This window comes from Pedobacter sp. 05T44 (assembly GCF_056395985.1).
On sequence record NZ_JBFTKO010000007.1, the window covers coordinates 250,725 to 270,843 of the forward strand.

General features: G+C 38.7%; 16 protein-coding genes. 10 read left to right on the forward strand and 6 right to left on the reverse strand.

Translation table 11 applies throughout. The features are described 5' to 3' along the window. Positions 1–12: 12 nt before the first annotated feature. The 4 genes from AC1DDK_RS13695 to AC1DDK_RS13710 all read left to right on the forward strand — a co-directional run bounded on the left by AC1DDK_RS13695 (position 13) and on the right by AC1DDK_RS13710 (position 7,199). Positions 13–1,359 (forward strand): TolC family protein, encoded by a 1,347-nt coding sequence (locus tag AC1DDK_RS13695; protein ID WP_337716357.1) that lies wholly within the window; start codon positions 13–15, stop codon positions 1,357–1,359. Between the two features lie 21 nt (positions 1,360–1,380). Next, positions 1,381–2,547: an efflux RND transporter periplasmic adaptor subunit gene (locus AC1DDK_RS13700; protein WP_288881236.1), complete on the forward strand. Its 1,167-nt coding sequence runs from the start codon at positions 1,381–1,383 to the stop codon at positions 2,545–2,547. Positions 2,548–2,566: 19 nt separating this feature from the next. After that, complete coding sequence (locus AC1DDK_RS13705; RefSeq protein WP_337716355.1) at positions 2,567–5,740, forward strand: efflux RND transporter permease subunit; 3,174 nt, start codon at positions 2,567–2,569, stop codon at positions 5,738–5,740. A 136-nt stretch (positions 5,741–5,876) separates the two neighbouring features. Beyond that, on the forward strand, positions 5,877–7,199 hold the full coding sequence (locus AC1DDK_RS13710) for a sulfatase-like hydrolase/transferase (RefSeq protein WP_288884408.1): 1,323 nt from the start codon (positions 5,877–5,879) through the stop codon (positions 7,197–7,199). An 85-nt stretch (positions 7,200–7,284) separates the two neighbouring features. Here the strand turns inward: AC1DDK_RS13710 and AC1DDK_RS13715 are convergent, their stop codons facing one another. Both AC1DDK_RS13715 and AC1DDK_RS13720 read right to left on the reverse strand, forming a co-directional pair. Continuing rightward, the gene (locus tag AC1DDK_RS13715) at positions 7,285–8,124 is read right to left on the reverse strand and encodes an aminotransferase class IV (RefSeq protein WP_288884406.1); all 840 of its coding nucleotides are present in this window, start codon (positions 8,122–8,124) and stop codon (positions 7,285–7,287) included. Continuing rightward, positions 8,125–9,156: an RluA family pseudouridine synthase gene (locus AC1DDK_RS13720; RefSeq protein ID WP_172659425.1), complete on the reverse strand. Its 1,032-nt coding sequence runs from the start codon at positions 9,154–9,156 to the stop codon at positions 8,125–8,127. A gap of 299 nt (positions 9,157–9,455) precedes the next feature. Between AC1DDK_RS13720 and AC1DDK_RS13725 the strand changes: the two genes are divergently transcribed. The 3 genes from AC1DDK_RS13725 to AC1DDK_RS13735 all read left to right on the forward strand — a co-directional run bounded on the left by AC1DDK_RS13725 (position 9,456) and on the right by AC1DDK_RS13735 (position 12,214). Further along, positions 9,456–10,331: a 1-aminocyclopropane-1-carboxylate deaminase/D-cysteine desulfhydrase gene (locus AC1DDK_RS13725; RefSeq protein WP_288884340.1), complete on the forward strand. Its 876-nt coding sequence runs from the start codon at positions 9,456–9,458 to the stop codon at positions 10,329–10,331. A 147-nt stretch (positions 10,332–10,478) separates the two neighbouring features. Further along, positions 10,479–11,810, forward strand: coding sequence for an L-lysine 6-transaminase (gene lat / locus AC1DDK_RS13730; protein WP_288884342.1), 1,332 nt, complete (start codon positions 10,479–10,481; stop codon positions 11,808–11,810). After that, the gene (locus tag AC1DDK_RS13735) at positions 11,810–12,214 is read left to right on the forward strand and encodes a hypothetical protein (RefSeq protein ID WP_288884343.1); all 405 of its coding nucleotides are present in this window, start codon (positions 11,810–11,812) and stop codon (positions 12,212–12,214) included. The genes lat and AC1DDK_RS13735 overlap by 1 nt, the downstream gene beginning before the upstream one ends. Here AC1DDK_RS13735 and AC1DDK_RS13740 read toward each other — a convergent pair whose 3' ends face one another. From AC1DDK_RS13740 to AC1DDK_RS13755, 4 genes are all read right to left on the reverse strand, one after another. Beyond that, entirely contained in the window at positions 12,215–13,576 is a 1,362-nt protein-coding gene (locus AC1DDK_RS13740) for an acyl-CoA dehydrogenase family protein (protein WP_288884345.1), read from the reverse strand. It abuts the gene before it with no gap. A gap of 69 nt (positions 13,577–13,645) precedes the next feature. Continuing rightward, entirely contained in the window at positions 13,646–14,362 is a 717-nt protein-coding gene (gene bshB1 / locus AC1DDK_RS13745) for a bacillithiol biosynthesis deacetylase BshB1 (protein ID WP_172659420.1), read from the reverse strand. A gap of 27 nt (positions 14,363–14,389) precedes the next feature. Next, positions 14,390–14,866 (reverse strand): glutathione peroxidase, encoded by a 477-nt coding sequence (locus AC1DDK_RS13750; protein WP_048907111.1) that lies wholly within the window; start codon positions 14,864–14,866, stop codon positions 14,390–14,392. Positions 14,867–14,871: 5 nt separating this feature from the next. Continuing rightward, positions 14,872–15,489, reverse strand: a complete 618-nt coding sequence (locus AC1DDK_RS13755) for a DUF4294 domain-containing protein (RefSeq protein ID WP_172659419.1) — start codon at positions 15,487–15,489, stop codon at positions 14,872–14,874. Between the two features lie 314 nt (positions 15,490–15,803). On the opposite strand from AC1DDK_RS13755, the gene AC1DDK_RS13760 reads away from it, so the two are divergent. The 3 genes from AC1DDK_RS13760 (at position 15,804) to AC1DDK_RS13770 (ending at position 19,881) form a co-directional block, all read left to right on the forward strand. Beyond that, positions 15,804–18,011 (forward strand): RelA/SpoT family protein, encoded by a 2,208-nt coding sequence (locus AC1DDK_RS13760; protein WP_172659418.1) that lies wholly within the window; start codon positions 15,804–15,806, stop codon positions 18,009–18,011. Positions 18,012–18,074: 63 nt separating this feature from the next. Beyond that, on the forward strand, positions 18,075–18,566 hold the full coding sequence (locus AC1DDK_RS13765; protein WP_048907113.1) for a Fur family transcriptional regulator: 492 nt from the start codon (positions 18,075–18,077) through the stop codon (positions 18,564–18,566). Positions 18,567–18,603: 37 nt separating this feature from the next. Then, positions 18,604–19,881 carry an adenylosuccinate synthase gene (locus tag AC1DDK_RS13770; RefSeq protein WP_172659417.1) on the forward strand — a complete coding sequence of 426 codons (1,278 nt, stop codon included), beginning with the start codon at positions 18,604–18,606 and terminating at the stop codon, positions 19,879–19,881. The last annotated feature ends 238 nt before the right edge of the window (positions 19,882–20,119 follow it).

Below are 20,119 nucleotides of genomic sequence, written 5' to 3' on the forward strand. Positions count from 1 at the left end.
CCCCTTTTAAATATGAAAATTCATAAATTACTCGTAATGCTTCTTATAGGTTTACCTGCCTTGCTGCCCGAAAAATTAGCAGCACAAACGGTAAACAATGATAAACAGCTCAGCAATGCTACACTTCAGGAAGTGATAGATTATGCACTAAATAACAGACCGGGCGTGAAGCAATCTCAGATCGATGAAGAGATTGGCGAACGCGATATCAAATCTGCACTATCGGGTTGGTTCCCCCAGATTAGTGGTAATGCAAATTATAATAACAACCTAAAGCAACAGGTAAATGCGCTTACTACGAATGGTGAAACCAACTACATTACCTTTGGTACCAAGCATACCTCAGCGCTAACTCTACAGGCCGACCAACAATTCCTAAACGCAGGTCTTATCCAGGCATCAAAAGCATCTAAATATTACAGACAACAGTACAAGCAAAGTACAGAAAATACTAAAATAAATACCGTTGTAGATGTAAGTAAAGCCTATTTTGATATCCTTACAAGCGGAGAGCAGTTAAATATTATAAATGAAAACATAGCCCGTTTAGAAAAACAACTGAAAGATGCTTCTGCTCAGTATGAACAAGGCTTGGTAGATAAAACAGATTTTCAGCGTGCACAAATTAGCTTAAGCAACTCCAAAGCAGATAAAAAGAGAACTGAGGAATTGCTTAAATATAAATACGCTTATCTTAAAGAGATCATTGGATATGGTACTGATAAAGACTTTAGTCTTAACTTAAAGTCCGACAGTATGGAACAGGGCATTCTTATAGACACTAATGCACAACAGGCTTATGAGAACAGGGTTGAGTATCGTTTATTGCAAACCCAAAAGCAATTGCAGCATTTAAATACGAGCTATAATAAATGGAGCTACCTGCCCTCAATTTCTGGGTTTATAAACTATAGTTACAATTATTTAAATAATGACTTTAGCAATCTGTACGATAAATCTTTCCCTAGCTCTGTATTCGGGTTAAAATTAAGTATCCCAATTTTTCAGGGAACCAAAAGAATTCAGGAAATCAGAAAATCTGAATTGCAGGAAAAAAGAATTGACCTTGATCTATTGAACACTAAAAACCAGATCAATACACAATATGAGCAAGCAATGGCTACTTATAAAGCAAATCTGAACGATTGGAAAACAGCAAGGTCAAACGTTGATATCTCCAGACAGGTGTACAATACCATTAAACTTCAATACGATGAGGGGATTAAAACTTATCTGGATCTGATGACCTCAGAAACAGATCTGCGCGCTGCACAGCTTAATTATTTAAACTCATTATACAGCCTGCTTTCTTCGAAACTAGACGTACAGCAAGCATTAGGAACAATCATCGTAAATTAACGTAATTTAATAAGAACTCAAATGAATACTACTAACTACATAAAACTAGGCATCGTAATACTTGGAACAGTTACATTAGCCTCTTGCGGTGGCGATAAAAATGCCGGACAACAGCAAGGTCCTCCTCCCGCTACACCCGTAACCACTTACACTGTATCAGATCAGGAAGTAATCACTACAGATTCTTACCCTGGGGTAGTGGTTGCTTTAAACGAAGTGGAACTACGCCCACAGGTTGGCGGTTACATTACCGCCATCTATGTAAAGGATGGTCAGAAAGTATCCAAGGGTCAGAAACTCTATGAAATTGACCGCACAAAATATATTGCAGCAAACAATACGGCTAAGGCAAATCTTGCTGTTGCCAAAGCAAATCGTGATAAAGCAAAAAAAGATGCTGATCGCTATACCCGACTTGCAGAGCAAGATGCAGTAGCAAAGCAACGTGTTGATTATGCACTAACCGATCTGGCAAATGCAGAATCGCAAGTTGCTGCGGCACAGGCACAATTATCTTCTGCTACTAATGACTTACAACGCTCGATCATCGTATCGCCGTTAAACGGAACAATAGGGATCTCTCAGGTTAAATTGGGCGCATTAGCAACACCTGGTACAACTTTATTAAATACGGTTTCGAGCAACAATCCTATAGCGGTAGACATTGCTGTTAACCAGGCCGAGATTCCTCGTTTTTTACGTTTACAAAAAAACACTGCAGCAGTAAAAGATTCTCTTTTCAACATTCAATTGCAGGATGGTAGTATTTATACCGGTCAAGGCCACATAACCGCTATCGATCGTGCGGTTGACCCTCAAACAGGAACCATCAAAGTAAGGATCAGTTATCCAAACGCAGAAGGTAAACTCTTTGCGGGTATGACTGTAAATCTAAAAGCTTTAAATAAAGCATCAGAACATCAACTGGTAATTCCATACAAATCTGTTATAGAGCAACTGGGCGAATTTAATGTTTTTGTTGTAGGTGATAGCAGCAAAGCCGAAGCCCGCATTGTCCAACTGGGAAAACAGTTTGACAAAAATGTAGTGGTAAAAAGCGGTCTAAAACAAGGGGAAGTAGTTGTGGTAGATGGTGTACAAAATGTACGTCCAGGTGCTGTAGTTACAACCGCTCCGGCTGATGCAGCCCCTGGAGCACAACCAGCAGCAGGCGCAGTTAAAAAATAGATTTAAAGAATTCAGAGATATGATATCAGAAGTATTTATAAAGCGACCCATCACAGCGATTGTGATTTCCCTTTTGATTGTTCTGGTTGGTACAATTGTGATTACCACATTACCGATCAGTCAATACCCGAATATAGCACCCCCAACGGTTACTGTAAGTGGCACCTACACCGGTGCAGATGCGCAAACTGTAGAGCAAACTGTAACTACGCCAATAGAAAGCCAGATCAATGGTACTCCGGGCATGAAATACATGTCATCGAATAGTACATCCGACGGCCGTTCGGCTATAACCGTTACTTTTGATGTGGGTACAAACATAGACGTTGCCGCCCTCGATGTTCAAAACAGGGTAGGCATTGCAGAACCGGCTTTGCCCGAAGCGGTAAGACGTTTAGGAGTGACCACTAAAAAAGCAAACAACGATATTTTGATGGTGCTTGGACTTTACTCCCCTAATGGCACTTACGATCAGAAATTCATTTCGAACTATGTAAACTTATACGTAAAAGATGCTTTATTAAGGATTAAAGGTGTTGGAGATGTGCAGGCATTTGGTCAGCCTTTTAGTATGAGGATCTGGCTTGACGCCAATAAACTTGCAAGATTGAACTTAACTCCTGCTGATGTTTCGGCTGCAATTGCAGAGCAAAACTCAAGAATTCCAGGTGGTACGGTAGGTGGCCCTCCTCAAAACAGCAACCAAACTTTCGAATTCTCGGTAATTCTTGATGGTGACCTAAGTACTGAAGAACAGTTTAGAGACATTGTAGTGAAATCGGGCGCCGATGGTTCTGCAGTTTATCTAAGAGATGTAGCCAGAGTAGAGCTTGGAGAGTTTGCTTATTCAACCAATTCAAAGATAAACGGTAAGGTGTCCTCTATGATGGCCATCAACCAAACTCCAGGTGGTAATGCTGTGCAAACAGCTGATGGAATAGATAAAGCCATGCTGGAGCTAAAAAAATCTTTCCCTAAGGATTTGGATTATGTTGTAGCTTATGAAACAGTATCTATTGTAAAGGTTTCCATCAACGAGGTGGTTCACACCCTTGTAGAAGCATTAATACTGGTAACGCTGGTTGTGTTTTTCTTCCTTCAAAGCTGGAGAGCAACACTGATCCCAATTCTGGCGATTCCCGTTTCCATAATAGGTACTTTTATCTTCTTTACCCTTTTTGGATTTTCTATTAACGTACTTACCATGTTTGGTTTCGTACTGGCCATCGGTATTGTGGTGGATGATGCCATTGTGGTGGTAGAAGCGGTGCAACATTATATGGATCACGACGGACTTTCGGCACCCGATGCAACACGCAGGGCGATGAAAGACATCACTGCACCAGTAATTGCCATAGCATTAATACTTGCAGCTGTATTTATTCCGGTAGGATTTATACCCGGCATGGTTGGTCAGTTGTATCAGCAATTTGCCATCACCATTGCAGTTTCGGTATTGATCTCGGCATTTATCGCGTTATCATTAACACCTGCATTATGTTCATTGCTGCTGACCCCAATGAACCTGAACAAAGATTCAAGGGGATTAAACAAGTTCTTCTTTAAGTTTAACATTTGGTTTGCCAATGTAACCAGCAAATACTCAAACGGTGTAAAATGGGCCTTAAAAAAGGCTCCTTTAATGGTGATAATTCTGATCTGTCTGTATGTTGGAACCATTGGGCTATTTGCTAAGAAGCCATCTGGATTTATTCCCAATGAAGATGCTGGAGTATTTTTGATGGGTGTTACTTTGCCAGAGGGAGCCTCTGCAGTGCGTACTGATGCATTAATCAAAAGAGTTACCGAGACCATACTGAAAAAATACCCGGAGGTAAAAAATGTTACATCAATTGGGGGTATCAACATCCTTAACAGATCATTCAAATCTAACGCTGCCACATTCTTTGTACAGTTAAAAGACTGGGATGACAGGCCGGGTGATGTAGCTACCACGATTGCCAACATTTCGCAGGAGTTTAAAGGCGACAAAGACGGTAGTGTAATAGTTGTCGCGCCACCTCCCATTCCAGGATTGGGTATTAGTGGTGGTTTCTCGTTGCAGATCCAGGAAAAACAAACCGGCGATATAAAACAATTTGAAGCCAACGTAGGGAAATTTCTTGCAGCTGCCAATCAGAGACCGGAAATTGCGATGGCCTATACCCTATTTAACGCCAGAACTCCAAATTATCAGGTCCATGTTGATCGTGACCAGGCTAAGAAAATGGGTGTTTCAATAGGCACCGTCTATAGCACTATTTCCGCATATCTTGGAAGTAGCTACGTAAACGACTTTACTAAGTATGGACGAAATTTCCGCGTTGTTACCCAAGCCGACACCAATTTCAGAAAAGGTATTGAGAGCCTGAATGGTCTGTATGTTAAAAATTCATCGGGAGTCTCTGTTCCCTTAAGCTCTATAGTAAGCTACAACATAGTAGAGAAAGCTTCCATTATTAACCACTTTAACTTATTCAGATCTATTGAGGTAACCGGAGCTGCTAAACCCGGCTTTAGTTCTGGCGATGCCCTTACGGCAATGGAGGAAGTGGCAGCACAAACCCTACCGGCAAATTATTCCTATAATTTCTCTGGTTTGAGTTTAGAGGAAAAGGAAGCGGGTAACAGTACCACATTAATCTTTGCACTGATTATTGTTTTCGTATTCCTGCTACTCGCCTCACTATATGAAAGCTGGTCTGTTCCATTCTCTATCCTTCTGGCGGTGCCACTTGGTTTGTTTGGAGCTATTCTGGCACTTACATTTTTGCCAAAACTCGACAATAACATATATGCACAGGTTGGTTTGATTACGCTGATAGGTCTTTCTGCAAAAAATGCGATCCTGATTGTCGAATTTGCGAAAGAACGTGTGGATTGGGGTATGGAGTTAATTGCGGCTACAATTGAAGCAGTAAAGCTTCGTTTACGTCCAATTATCATGACATCTCTGGCCTTTATATTAGGAGTTATTCCATTGATTATTTCTCATGGTGCAGGTGCAGTCTCAAGGATGACCATCGGCTGGACAGTTGCTGCCGGTATGCTTTCGGCAACCATCCTTGCCATATTTATTGTTCCTGTGTTATTTGTGCTAATTACTAAGCTAGCTTATGGTAAAAAGAAACTTGCAGAATTGCAGGCTTCTTATAAACCAGAAGAACATAAAGATACTTTACATGCTGATTAAGCTGTAAAGAGCAAGGTTTAAACACGGAAAAAGCTGACCATATGGTTGGCTTTTTCTGTATACAAGTATTTGATAATGGATGTATTTTATTACATTACCTACCTGTTTAATCAGCATCCATATAGTTAGTTTTATTATGCGAAAATCAACACTATTAAAAACCTTGTTTAGTATCGCAAGTTTTACCCTTGCATCATTTCAAAATATATCCGCTCAGCAAAAACCCAATATTGTTTTTGTATTAACAGATGATATGGGCTACGCTGATTTAAGCTGCTATGGTAATCCGGTTATTGAAACTCCTTTTTTAGATCAGATGGCTGCCAAAGGAGTTAAAGCAACCAATTTTGCACTGGTATCTCCAACCTGTTCGCCATCACGTGCGGCCTTTCTTACCGGTCGATACCCTACCAGATACAATATCCCTGCACCTTTAGGGCCTGGTTCCAATCAGGGTTTACCTGCCTCAGAGCTTACAATGGCCGAAATTTTAAAAACAGGCGGGTATAAAACCAACATGATTGGTAAATGGCATTTGGGCGATAAAAAGGCTAACCTGCCAATGGAACAAGGTTTTGATAATTATTACGGATTGCTATATAGCCACGATTACCGCAGCCCATATGTGCAAACCGATACTACCATCAAACTATACCGGAACTATAAACCCGAAGTTTATCAACCTGCCGATAGCTCGTTGACATCACTATACAACAATGAAGCTATAAAGTACATTAAAAAACAAAAAAAGGGAGAGCCTTTCTTTTTATATCTTGCCTACAACATGCCTCATTTGCCTGTATATTTTGCTGCCCACAAGAAAAACAGCGACTTAACACATGGCGGGGAACTTGGTTACGTTATAAACGAAATGGATAGGGGTTTAAACCAAATCTGGAAAACATTAGAGCAACAGGGCTTAGCCGACAATACTATTTTTATTTTTACGAGCGATAATGGACCCTGGACTAACTATCCTGAAAGGATGGCTGGAGATGGTAAAACCCGACAGAACCATGCCGGGTTTGCCGGAGTATTTCGAGGCAGTAAGGCCACTACTTATGAAGGTGGCACAAGGGTTCCATTCATTTTATACTGGAAAGGGCACACCCAAGCGCAGGTTCAGAAACAACTTTTTAGCAGTGTTGATTTATTACCTACCCTGGCCGAATGGAGTGGCACTAAACTGCCCGATGGTCTTAAAATTGATGGGCAATCAGTAGCTCCATTATTTACTAAAAAAAATGCTTCGTTCCAGCATCAGCCGATTTACTACGTCCATTACGGTGTTCCGGAAGTAGCCCGCGTGGGAGATTGGAAACTTAGAAGAACTAAAGAAAGCGGAATAGAATTATTCAATCTGGCAGAAGACCCTTCAGAACGGGTAAATTCAAATAATGATTATCCGGAGGAATCCAAAAAACTATTAAAAATATTAGACAATTATCCTGACAGGTAGGGTTTTAGCGTGGGTTGAATAAACCTTGCTAGGGCCTTTAGCCCCATCAAGGCCCTAGCAAGGCCCTGTCAACTACAGTCTATAATTAAAGTGCATTTAGTTTGTCGCTCAGCAACTTAGTCACTTCGTTAAAATAGCGTTTACGGCCATAGCCCATTACCCAACGAATACCACCTAAAGCATTCGTAATAAAAACTTCTTCAGCTTCTTTCAACACTTCTGGGTTTATTTGTGCTTGTATTACAGGAATTTCGTTGGTTTTGGCAATATTCATTACCACATTTCTCATTACTCCTGCAATACAACCTTCTGTTAAAGCCGGTGTATAAATCTGTTTATCGTAAACCACAAAAATATTAGAACTGATGCTTTCACATAAAAATCCATTTTGATTCAAGATAAAGGCTTCGTCCAGGTTATATTGTTTTTTATACAACCCAGCCATTACATAAACCAAAGAATTACATGTTTTATAATTTGAGAGCTTGTCAACAGGCTTAGTAAGTTCATCAAATACGTCTACAATTAATCCTTTTTTATTGAGTTCGTATGTGCTTTCGGTTAATGCTGATGCCTCCAATACATATCCCGATTTGTTGCTGTTTGGCGTATACAACCCATCGCCTGCCCTGTAAACAGACAATCGGAACCTTACATTATCTTTAAGCTTGTTCTTTTTACAAAGCTCATTTGTTTTTTGTTTCAGAAAATATTCATCGAACAAGGTTGCTCCTTCCATTTTAAGGGCTTTCATCCCTGCCCTTAACCTATCGGCATGTAATTCGGCAAACTTGAGTTTGCCGTTACTCATTCTCATGGATTCAAAAAGACCATCGCCATACCTGAAACTGCGGTTATCAGCAGTAATAATAGGTTGATTTTTTAATATAAATTCGTCGTTATGTAAAATGTACTCTTGCTGCATTTATTGAGGCTCTACAATATAGTTTCTCCATTTATTTAAAGCTGTATCGAAATCGGGTGGCAAAGGTGCTTCAAATTCCATATACTTTTTAGTAGTTGGATGAATAAAACCTAAAGTTTGCGCATGTAAAGCCTGACGCGGTAAAATATTAAAGCTGTTTTGCACAAACTGCTTGTATTTATTAAAGGTAGTGCCTTTTAATATCTTATCCCCCCCATAGTTTGCATCATTAAATAATGGGTGCCCTATATGCTGCATGTGTGCCCTGATTTGATGTGTTCTTCCCGTTTCAAGTTGACAACTAATTAATGTTACATATCCTAAACGTTCCAGAACGGTATAATGTGTTACAGACCACTTACCTTTTTCTTCATCATCATAAACATCCATCACTATTCTATTCTTAGCACTACGGCCAATATAACCCGTTACAGTACCATCCTGCTCTATATCGCCCCAGGCTAAAGCAACGTATTTACGGGTAATGCTATGATCAAAAAACTGCTTGGCAAGTTTGGTCATAGTGATTTCGTTCTTACTAATAAGTAATAAACCTGATGTATCTTTATCAATACGGTGCACCAAACCGGGCCTACCCTCATTACCTGGTAATTGTGGCAATTGCTCAAAATGAAAGGCAAGCGCATTTACCAATGTACCTGTATAGTTATTATATCCGGGGTGAACCACCATTCCGGCTGGTTTATTTACTACTAAAAGATCAGCATCCTCATAAACAATATCTAATGGAATATCTTCCGGATAAACTTCTGTGTCTCTTGGAGGATGTGGAAATACAACAGATATTTCATCTGCCGGCTTAACCTTATAACTTGGTTTTACTGTTTTTTGATTAACAAGAACATTTCCGGCATCTATTGCGTTTTGAATGCGGTTACGGGAAGCATTTTCTACCCTATACATTAAAAACTTATCAATGCGCAATAAAGACTGTCCTTTATCAACAACAATGTTCAAATGTTCATACAGATCCTGCTCCTCTAATTCTACCCCGCTATTGTTGTTTTCCATTAAAATTGTGTTTTATTTCTATTAATTAATCATTAAATGCTCCTGCATTATCCCTCAATTTTAATATTTCGGGGTTTTAGTGATTTCGTTTTGCAAAACTAATCTTTAGCAACAACATATTTAGAAAAGAAATTGGCCTATTATTTGAGAAGTGCATGATCCAGACTAAATAATTTTACTATGAAAAATTTTACTGAGAACATAAAAGTAATTCTTAACTTCTTTCCTTATTTGATTAAAAAAATCTACTTCAAGCATTAATTAACACTGTTTAATAAAAGGCTATTTATATTTGTACAATGTTTACAAATATTTATAGCCCTATACATCAATTAAAGCACACTGCGAGAAACCAGGTCTTGGTGAAAAGAGATGATTTAATTGATCCTTATATTTCTGGGAATAAATGGCGTAAGCTAAAATACATCTTAAAAGATGTACAGAAAAGTAATAAAAATCACATTGTTACCTTTGGTGGAGCTTTTTCTAATCACCTCGTGGCAACGGCAGCTGCTTGTGCGAGGGCTGATCTAAAAAGTACAGCCTTTGTGCGTGGCGAAGTGGTAAGCAATGAAATGCTATTGCTTTGCAAGCTGTTTGGTATGAATTTAATTTTTACCGACAGAGACAGTTACAGAAACAAACGTTTACTATTTGATTCTCATTTTGGAACGGATCCCGATGTCTATTTTGTTGACGAGGGCGGGGCCGGCACGGAAGCGGTTAGGGGCTGTGCAGAGGTTATTGCTGAATTGCCTCAAGAGGTAGATCACCTATTTTGTGCTGCAGGAACAGGAACCACTGCTGCAGGTCTGTTAAAAGGAATTCATCAGCGTAAGTTAAAAACCCAACTTCACGTAGTGCCCGTTTTAAAAGGCGGCGACTTTATTGCGGATGAGATTTATAAACATACCGGGAATATTGAACAACTGGTTATGCATACGGATTATCATTTTGGTGGATATGCCAAAACCCCTCCTGCTTTGATTGAGTATATTAAAAATTTTGTAGCTGATGAGGGGATGCTTATTGACCCGGTATATACCTCAAAAATGTTCTTCGCTATTGATGACCTCATCAGCAATAAATACTTTAAAAAAGAAGAGAAAATAATTGCCATCCATACCGGTGGTTTACTGGGAATCTGGGGTATGAAAGACAAGTTTATTTATTAACACTTGTTAGACCGAAATAGATTCTATTTCAAAAACATACTTTAAACTGTTTAAACCTAGTTTTTAGTTCTAAGGGTTCAAATAGTGCCCGCATTTGTTAATTTGGGGGTTTTTATTACATTTGATACATATCAAAACATAGAAATTATGTATCAACTAACTGTAGCTCCAGACCAGGTAAATGAAACTTTAAGCAAACACATTTTAGCAGATGGTTTTGACCTTACCTACGATATGGAAAAAAGCCAGGGGGCTTATATTTATGATTCGAAGTATAATCGTTCTCTGCTCGATTTTTTTACTTGTTTTGCGTCTGTTCCTCTAGGCTACAACCATCCCAAAATGGTAAACGATGAGGCTTTCAAAAAAAACCTTCTGCAGGCGGCACTAGCCAATCCTTCTAATTCTGATGTATACACGCAACAATACGCTCAGTTTGTAGATACCTTTGCAAAAATTGGTATCCCTTCCTATTTACCTCATGCTTTTTTTATTGCAGGAGGCGGACTCGCGGTTGAAAATGCCCTTAAGGTAGCTATGGACTGGAAGGTTCAAAAGAATTTTGCTAAAGGATATAAAGAAGAAAGGGGTTTTAAAGTACTTCATTTCGAAAAAGCTTTTCATGGCAGAACCGGTTATACTTTAAGTTTAACCAATACGCTTCCTGATAAAACCAAATGGTTTGCTAAGTTCGATTGGCCAAGAGTATCTGTTCCGGTAGTAAAATTCCCATTGGAGGGCAATAACTTAAGTACGGCTGTTGAAACAGAAGAAACATCTATTGCTCAGATAAAACAAGCTTTTGCCAATAATAAAGACGACATCTGTGCAATTATTGTTGAGCCAATTCAATCTGAAGGTGGAGATAACCATTTACGCGAAGAATTTTTAATACAGTTAAAAGCATTGGCAGATGAAAATGATGCATTCCTGATCTACGACGAGGTGCAGACCGGAGTTGGCCTTACAGGTAAATTTTGGTGCCATCAGCATTATAGTGAAAAAGCCCGTCCGGATATTATTGCATTTGGTAAAAAGATGCAGGTATGTGGAATTCTGGTAGGAAACAAAGTTGATCAGATAGATAGTAATGTATTTAAAGTACCTTCCAGAATTAACTCAACCTGGGGTGGCAATTTAGTAGATATGGTTCGCTCCTCGCAGATCCTTCAAATTATTGCTGAAGATAACTTATGTGATAACGCTGCAGTTGTTGGCCAATATTTAAAAGAAGGCCTGCAAACACTAGCCGGAAAGCATGATAAAGTAACCAATGTGCGAGGTAAGGGTTTACTTTGTGCTTTCGACTTTCCAAACAAAAACATGCGCGATGAGTTTATCAAAAAAGGAATGCAGCATAATGTAATGTTTTTAGGCTGCGGAAATCAGACCATCAGATTCAGACCTGCGTTATGTATGGAGAAAAAACATATTGACGAAGGTTTAGCTATCATGGAAACCATTCTACCAGCGTTATAATGCAGAGAAAATATTTCAACATCCTGCTGGGCGTTATTGTTTTGGTTTTAGTGGGTTGGATGTTAAAAGGTACGTTTACCCAACCTGGAATAGATGGATTAAAAGGCGAATTCAAGGAAATTGCACACTATAGGAACGACAACAATACAGGCCCTATACAGTATGTATTTGCTGTTACCGTAAAAGACTCGGTTTGGAATGAAATGATAACCTATGGCAACTTTAAACCTCATCATAAAGGAGGAAATACTAAAGTCTATTATTTTTTGGAGGGCACACCAGTGCCAGGCAAATTATATGCAGGTAAAGTAAATTTCGACACCAGTTTTAATAAATATTGTATTGCCCTTTATGAAAAAACTGCCATGGGCAATACAAGTATCGAAAAGGCTCCTTTTAAGTGATTACACAAACGCTGAAAAACCGGTTATAGCACGTCCCACAATAAGGGTGTTGATCTCCTTGGTTCCTTCGTAAGAATAAATAGCTTCTGCATCAGCTACAAAGCGGGCTACATCGTATTCCAGTAAAATACCGTTACCTCCCATAACTTCACGTGCTCTGCTTACCACATCGCGTGTGCGCATTGAACAGAAAACTTTGGCTAATGATGCATGCTCATCTGTAAGGAGGTTCTGATCCTGTAATTGAGACAACCGGAAACAGAGTGTCTGCATTGCCGTAAGATTGGAGAGCATTTCTACAAGGTGGTTTTGTATCAATTGGTAGGATGCAATAGGCTTACCAAATTGCTTTCTTGTTCTGGTGTATGCAAGCGCACTTTCATAAGCACCTCTGGCACACCCTACGGCTTGCCATGCCACTCCTGCCCTGGTCATCTTTAATACCTTTGCGGTGTCTTTAAATGAATTGGCATTTTGTAAACGATCTTCTTCGTCAACCTCACAATTGGTAAGTGTTATAAGCCCGTTTTGTACAATCCTTAACGCCATCTTGTCCTGCATTTTCTCAACAGCAAATCCTTTTGTACCTTTTCTAACCAAGAAACCTTTTACCTCATTATCGTCTACATCTCTTGCCCATATTATGGTAACATCTGAAAAGGTAGAATTTCCTATCCATTTTTTTTGTCCATTCAATATCCACTTGCTGCCTTGTCGCTTAGCTGTTGTGGTTAACCCGCCTGCAACACCAGAACCCACTTCCGGCTCAGTTAATCCAAATGCTCCAATTATTTTCATCTGTTGCATATCTGGTAACCATTGCTGCTTTTGCGCGTCGGATCCTAAAAGATATATCGATCCCATGGCCAACCCGCTCTGTACACCAAAAAAGGTAGACATAGAGGTATCCACTCTGGCCATTTCCATTGCCAGCATACCTTCCATAAGGTTTGATTTGTTGGGACATCCGTAGCCTTGATAAGTCAAACCACAAATATTTAGTTCTGCAATTTTAGGAATAAGCTCAAAAGGAAATTCGGCTTTAAGCCAGTATTTATTAACTACCGGCTTTACTTCCTTTTCCAGAAATGCTCTTACTTTTAACTGCAGAGCTCTATCTTCATCTTTTAAAGCTTCATCACCCAGATGGTAAAAATCGCCTTCAATAGGAGGTAGTTCTCTTTTTTTATGAGGTGTTCCTATCACCTTCATGAGCCCCTGCAATTGGGTTTCATCAAGGTTAGACACGGATTCTACAATTTTAGGTAAGTCTACCTTTTTAGAAAGCTCTTCAAGTTTTTTAAAATCTACACTTTTAAAAAGGGTATACGCGTTCTTTAGAGAAGAAAATATATTGGCCATATTAAACTGTTTATATATAAAACAGAAATTAAGTGTTTTTGTTGGAATATGGCCAATAATATATGTTGATTAGATAAGATCGAAAAGACTGTTTACACCTAAAAGTTTACGACAGGTAAAACCTTCGGCGTAGGTTGTGCCAATAGACTTACCAAACTCACGCGCCCGCCCAATTACACTTTCAAAAAAATCCGGAGAAGAAATATAGGTATCTGGTCCGTCCAGTTCAGGGTTGAAGAATTGAGTTTTAAATGCCTTTATTGAGGCTAACTTGGTTTCAATATATGGGGTAATATCGATAATGATATCTGGTTTAATATAACGATCCTGAATGTATTGGAATTGCAATCGTGGTCGCCATGCCTGTTGTTGCACTCCGTTAAGCTCGGTAGCTATCTTTGGCAATCCCGACAGAAAGCACGCATCATTAGCAAGATCTCCGGCCCTGCCATGATCGGGGTGTCTATCGTGCAATGCATTGGTTAAGATAATCTCTGGCTGATACTTGCGGATCATTTTAACAACTTCGAGTTGATGTTCTTCATCATTCTTAAAGAAACCATCTTTAAATCTTAGGTTTTCACGTGCCTGGATACCAAGTATTTTAGCCGAATCAGCGGCTTCTTCATCTCGTGTTTCTGCTGTACCTCGTGTGCCGAGCTCTCCTCTGGTAAAATCGACTATTCCTACTTTTTTACCTAGGGCAATGTGTTTGGCTATAGTTCCTGAACATCCCAATTCTGCGTCGTCTGGATGAACGGCAAGCACCAATATATCTAACTTCATGATGTGTATAGTTTATAAAAGATTGCTTTAAAGCAATTTCTGTATTTTCTTTTTTACTTTGGATGAAAGTGGTGTGGTAAATGGGAAAAAATAATCTACTACCTCACCATCTCTATTGATTAAATACTTGTGGAAGTTCCATCTCGGGGTTGATTTTTGGGTCAGAAATTTGAAAAGAGGGTGTGCATGGCTTCCACGAACCATTATTTTATCGAACACAGGGAACTTAACGCCATAGTTAACCTCGCAAAAGGTATCTATTTCTTTTCCATCCAGAGGTTCCTGCCTGCCAAAATCGTTCGACGGAAAACCCAGTACTTCGAAACCCTGGGCATTATATTCATCTCTTAAATCTTGTAATTCTTTTAGCTGAGGCGCAAAACCGCATGCAGATGCAATATTTACAACCAGAAGTACTTTATCTTTATAATCAGAAAGGTTTTTGTCGGAACCATTAATCAGTTTTGCTTTAAATTGATGTATACTTTTGGATTTATCAGCCATAGGTTCTATTGATAAAACCCTGAAGAAATAATGATGGATTCGATATCTCTCTCTTCTTGCGGGTTATACGTACTTTTCAAATTATGCCCTACTACCCTCGCAACAGATTGGTAAAGGAACGCAGTAAAACCTCCCTTAGTTTCTTTCACAATATCGTAGGTTGTTCTGCCCAGTTCACGATCGATCAGTTTGGTAAGTATTTGACCCTGGGTTATGGTAAGTTCTTTTATTTCTCTGTTAAACATGTCTTTAATTTCTTTGTCACATTGTTTAACAAGCTTTTTCTGTTCCCTTTTTTCTTGTGTTAGTGCCAAATCCTTTTCCAGTTGCTCATATCGTTGTTTTGCATAAAGAGCATAAGGCATAACCTTCATCACATTATACCTCAATCTGCTATAGGCAGCACGCTCGGCCGGTGATTTGAATATTCTGACACCATATATAACAACCTCATGTAAAGGTATCCATGGTATCATCTCCCCATTATCATTAGTTCCGGCAACACGAATCGTATCATTTTTTCCAAGTACAGGCATTTTTATGGTAACGCCATTAACCTGCGCCCTAACCTGGGCACCGCTAATAATGACAATTAACAGAATAAATAACCTATAAAATTTCATAAATTTATACCCCTATAAAGGTAAAGCTAATTTATATTTTAGTTTTCATTTTCAACTCTAATATAATCTTTTAACGATAAAGAGCCATATTTTTTACGTAAATAATACAATACAAGTCAAATAATGACAAACTTAAATTTGGAAGAATTATTGCTCATATTAGTTACATCTTTATAAAAAACTTATATTGATAAAAGGGAGCGTAATCAACCGGGCAAACCAGCTCAACCGTTAATTACAAAAAACTAGTAGTAAAGCAATAACATGGAGGCTGTAGCTGGCAGAATTCATAACAACCAAAAAAGGAAACACGAATGAAAAACGCTTTAGTGATTGATTTAGAAGCAGAGAAGCAAGAGATCCTAAAAAGATACAGGGCACTTTTACGCGCCTGTAAGCCGACACTTCAAAGGGGGGATAAAAAGGAAATCAGAAAAGCATTTGACATGGCTTTGGAAAGCCACAAAAACATGCGTAGAAAATCTGGAGAGCCATATATTTACCACCCTATTGCCGTGGCTCAGATTGCAGCAGAAGAAATTGGACTTGGAACCACCTCCATAGTATGCGCATTGCTACATGATGTGGTAGAAGATACAGACATTACGCTTGAAGATATAGAACGTGAGTTTGGAAAGAAAACAGCAAAAATTATTGATGGGCTAACCAAAATATCGGGCGTATTTGATTACAATAGTTCTTTGCAGGCAGAGAATTTCAGAAAAATGTTGCTTACCCTGGCCGATGATGTAAGGGTAATTTTAATTAAGCTGGCCGACAGACTGCATAACATGCGGACTATGGATTTTATGCCAAGGCAAAAACAATTAAAGATTGCTTCTGAAACCATTTACCTCTATGCCCCCCTTGCGCACAGGCTGGGTTTATATGCCATTAAGTCTGAACTGGAAGATCTTTCAATGAAATATCTTGAGCCAGATACTTATAAATACATAGCAACTCAGTTAAATGAGAAAAAAGCTGAACGAACTTTATTTATTAAAAGGTTTGTTGAGCCTATAAATGAAATACTGGCAGAACAAGGTTTAACAGCTGATATTTACGGCAGACCGAAGTCTATCCATTCGATATGGAATAAAATGAAAAGTAAAAACATTCCTTTCGAAGAGGTGTATGATCTTTTTGCCATCAGAATTATATTAGACAGTGCACCTGAACATGAAAAAGCGGATTGCTGGAAAGCATACTCTATTGTAACGGATCTTTATCGCCCTAATCCGGATAGGTTGCGCGACTGGGTTTCTTCTCCAAAAGGAAATGGCTACGAATCGTTGCACACTACTGTTATGGGGCCTAAAGGTCAGTGGGTAGAAGTACAGATCCGTACACAGCGAATGAATGAAATTGCCGAAAAAGGATTTGCTGCACACTGGAAATACAAGGAATCCTCTAACGACAATGGTCTGGACCAATGGATCATGAAGGTAAGAGAGATGCTAAATAACCCTGAAGCTAATGCTTTAGATTTTCTCGACGACTTTAAGATGAATTTATTCTCTGATGAGATCTTCATTTTTACTCCAAAAGGTGCGTTACTACAATTACCGCTAGGTGCAACAGCGCTTGATTTTGCCTTTGAGATACATACTGACGTAGGTGCAAAATGTATTGGAGCTAAGGTAAATCATAAGCTTGTACCGCTTTCATATAAGCTGCAAAATGGCGATCAGGTAGAAATTATCACTTCTAGCAAGCAAACACCAAAAGAGGACTGGCTTAACATTGTTGTAACAGCAAAAGCTAAATCTAAAATCAAGTCGTCTTTAAAAGAGGAAAAAAGAAAGATAGCAGATCTGGGGAAAGAAACTTTGGAGCGAAAGCTTAAATCTTTAAAAATCACTTACAATACAGATAATTTAAACAAGCTTACTTATTTCTTTAAGCTACCATCAACCCAGGAGCTTTTTATAGCCGTTGCAAATGGCAAAATTGAAGTAAAAGACCTAAAAGATTACCTTGCAAGCGAGAAGGAGATTGAAAATAGAGGCGCTGATAGAAATGATCACCAGAAGATTGAAACCCTGCTCAACAAGGTAAAAGGTCCTGAATCTGATACCTTATTGATTGGAGAAGACCTGCAAAAAATAGATTATACTTTGGCTGCATGTTGTAATCCAATACCGGGAGATGATGTATTTGGATTTGTAACCGTAAATGAAGGAATTAAAATCCATCGTACAAATTGCCCTAATGCAGCGCAATTAATGGCTAACTATGGGTATAGGGTTGTTAAAGCAAAATGGAACAAACAACAAGAGCTTACATTTTTAACGGGCTTACACATTATTGGAATAGATGATGTGGGATTAATTAACAATATTACAAAAGTTATCTCTAATGATTTTAAGGTAAACATGCGTTCTATCACTGTAGATACCGATAATGGTATTTTTGATGGTTCAATAATGATCTTTGTAAATGATAAGGAGCACTTAGACAACCTGATCGAAAATCTGCTTCGGGTGAAAGGTGTAACGGGAGTTACTCGCTTTGACGCCTAAAATTGCTAAAAAATCATAGAGTTTTATATAAAAAATGGTACCTTTGAAAGGAGTTTAAAAACTATGTCTACAAACCACAACAGCGAGTTGGTAAGAAAGATTTTCGAAGCCTATCTCGAAAATAAAAGCCTGAGAAAAACACCGGAGCGTTTTGCCATCTTAGAAGAAATCTATTCAAGAGATGATCATTTCGATGTAGAGACCCTCTATATCCATATGAAAAACCAAAAATACCGTGTTAGCAGGGCTACAGTATACAATACTTTAGAGTTATTGGTTTCATGTGATTTGGTTACCAAACATCAGTTTGGCAAAAACATGGCTCAGTTTGAAAAATCATACGGTTATCATCAACATGATCACATCATCTGTATTGATTGCGGTAAAGTTGTAGAATTCTGCGACCCGCGTATTCATCAGATCCAGAGTATGGTTGGCGAACTGTTAAAGTTCGAGATCAAGCATCACTCTTTAAATCTTTACGGCGTTTGTTTTGATTGCTCTGCTAAAGCATCAATGGAAAATCAGAATGCCGCTATTAAACATGCAAGTTAAAATTCAATTATTATATTTCCATTTTTAAATTTAAATAATGACGCAAGTAGACGTGCTTCTTGGCCTGCAATGGGGCGACGAAGGCAAGGGTAAAATTGTTGATGTATTAAGTCCACAATATGATTTGATAGCTCGTTTCCAAGGCGGTCCGAACGCCGGACATACTTTAGAGTTTGATGGTAAAAAATTCGTTTTGAATACCATACCATCAGGTATCTTTAACGAAAAAACAATGAATCTAATTGGAAATGGTGTGGTTATAGACCCAATCATTTTAAAAAGAGAATTAGATAACCTACAGAAAGCCGGTCATGATCCGGTTGCAAAAGGTAAACTTGTTATTGCACGTAAGGCACATTTAATTTTACCTACTCACCAATTGCTGGATGCAGCAAATGAGCAAAAAATGGGTAAAGATAAAATCGGTTCCACTTTAAAAGGAATTGGCCCAACTTATATGGACAAAACAGGCCGTAACGGACTGAGAGTTGGTGATACTACTCTTCCTGACTTTAAAGAGCGTTATAACAAATTGGTTGAAAAACATAAAGAGATACTTTCTCATTATGATTTTGAATATGACCTTACTGAAAAAGAGGCTGCTTTCTTTGAGGCAATTGACTTCATTAAAAATATTCCTCATGTTGACAGTGAGCACTTTGTTAACGGATATTTAAAAGAAGGGAAAACTGTTCTTGCTGAAGGTGCACAAGGAACCTTATTAGACGTTGACTTTGGATCTTATCCTTTTGTAACTTCTTCTAACACTACCACTGCAGGCGCTTGTACTGGTTTAGGTATTGCTCCTAATAAAGTTGGAAGTGTTTATGGTATTTTCAAAGCTTATTGCACAAGAGTTGGTGGTGGTCCGTTCCCTACTGAACTGGATGATGAGGTTGGAGAGACTTTACGTCAGGTTGGCCATGAATTTGGTGCAACAACTGGTCGTGCCCGTCGTTGTGGATGGATAGATCTTCCGGCACTTAAATATGCAATTATGCTTAATGGTGTTACTGAATTAATTATGATGAAGGCTGACGTATTAGATGGTTTTGATACCATTTATGCCTGCACACATTATGAGCACAATGGCGAAACTATTGATTACATGCCGTATGACATTATCACAGTAAAACCTACACCGGTTTTAAAAGCTATTGATGGCTGGAAAACTGATGTTACTAAAGTAAGTAAGATTGAAGAGATACCAGCTAAACTTAGCGAATACATCGCTTTCTTAGAAAAAGAACTTGAAGTTCCTGTTAAATATCTTTCTGTAGGACCTGATAGAGTACAAACACTTATTTTGAATTAATTTCTCTGAAATAAAATTGAAAAAGGCGGCTATTTGTCACGAATGGTCGGAAGAAATTCCGGCCATTTTTTATGTTTTGAAAAACAGACCAGGGTCACCGCCACACTGCACCACAATCAAGGCTATAGCTAAGTCTCTCACCTCCATTGCGAACCTTCGTTTTGAGGTCTTATAGCCTTGTTTATTCGCCTTTTTGTATATCAGAACGAGCATGCTCGTTATCAGGGTCATGTATAAC

What these genes read in the sequence shown, in the direction of transcription:
- AC1DDK_RS13710 (WP_288884408.1), top strand. Translation starts at nt 5,877, where the DNA reads ATGCGAAAATCAACACTATTAAAAACCTTGTTTAGTATCGCAAGTTTT.
- AC1DDK_RS13760 (WP_172659418.1), top strand. Translation starts at nt 15,804, where the DNA reads ATGAAAAACGCTTTAGTGATTGATTTAGAAGCAGAGAAGCAAGAGATC.
- AC1DDK_RS13695 (WP_337716357.1), top strand. Translation starts at nt 13, where the DNA reads ATGAAAATTCATAAATTACTCGTAATGCTTCTTATAGGTTTACCTGCC.
- lat (WP_288884342.1), top strand. Translation starts at nt 10,479, where the DNA reads ATGTATCAACTAACTGTAGCTCCAGACCAGGTAAATGAAACTTTAAGC.
- AC1DDK_RS13715 (WP_288884406.1), bottom strand. Translation starts at nt 8,124, where the DNA reads ATGCAGCAAGAGTACATTTTACATAACGACGAATTTATATTAAAAAAT.
- AC1DDK_RS13765 (WP_048907113.1), top strand. Translation starts at nt 18,075, where the DNA reads ATGTCTACAAACCACAACAGCGAGTTGGTAAGAAAGATTTTCGAAGCC.
- AC1DDK_RS13755 (WP_172659419.1), bottom strand. Translation starts at nt 15,489, where the DNA reads ATGAAATTTTATAGGTTATTTATTCTGTTAATTGTCATTATTAGCGGT.
- AC1DDK_RS13735 (WP_288884343.1), top strand. Translation starts at nt 11,810, where the DNA reads ATGCAGAGAAAATATTTCAACATCCTGCTGGGCGTTATTGTTTTGGTT.
- AC1DDK_RS13750 (WP_048907111.1), bottom strand. Translation starts at nt 14,866, where the DNA reads ATGGCTGATAAATCCAAAAGTATACATCAATTTAAAGCAAAACTGATT.
- AC1DDK_RS13770 (WP_172659417.1), top strand. Translation starts at nt 18,604, where the DNA reads ATGACGCAAGTAGACGTGCTTCTTGGCCTGCAATGGGGCGACGAAGGC.
- bshB1 (WP_172659420.1), bottom strand. Translation starts at nt 14,362, where the DNA reads ATGAAGTTAGATATATTGGTGCTTGCCGTTCATCCAGACGACGCAGAA.
- AC1DDK_RS13740 (WP_288884345.1), bottom strand. Translation starts at nt 13,576, where the DNA reads ATGGCCAATATATTTTCTTCTCTAAAGAACGCGTATACCCTTTTTAAA.
- AC1DDK_RS13700 (WP_288881236.1), top strand. Translation starts at nt 1,381, where the DNA reads ATGAATACTACTAACTACATAAAACTAGGCATCGTAATACTTGGAACA.
- AC1DDK_RS13705 (WP_337716355.1), top strand. Translation starts at nt 2,567, where the DNA reads ATGATATCAGAAGTATTTATAAAGCGACCCATCACAGCGATTGTGATT.
- AC1DDK_RS13725 (WP_288884340.1), top strand. Translation starts at nt 9,456, where the DNA reads ATGTTTACAAATATTTATAGCCCTATACATCAATTAAAGCACACTGCG.
- AC1DDK_RS13720 (WP_172659425.1), bottom strand. Translation starts at nt 9,156, where the DNA reads ATGGAAAACAACAATAGCGGGGTAGAATTAGAGGAGCAGGATCTGTAT.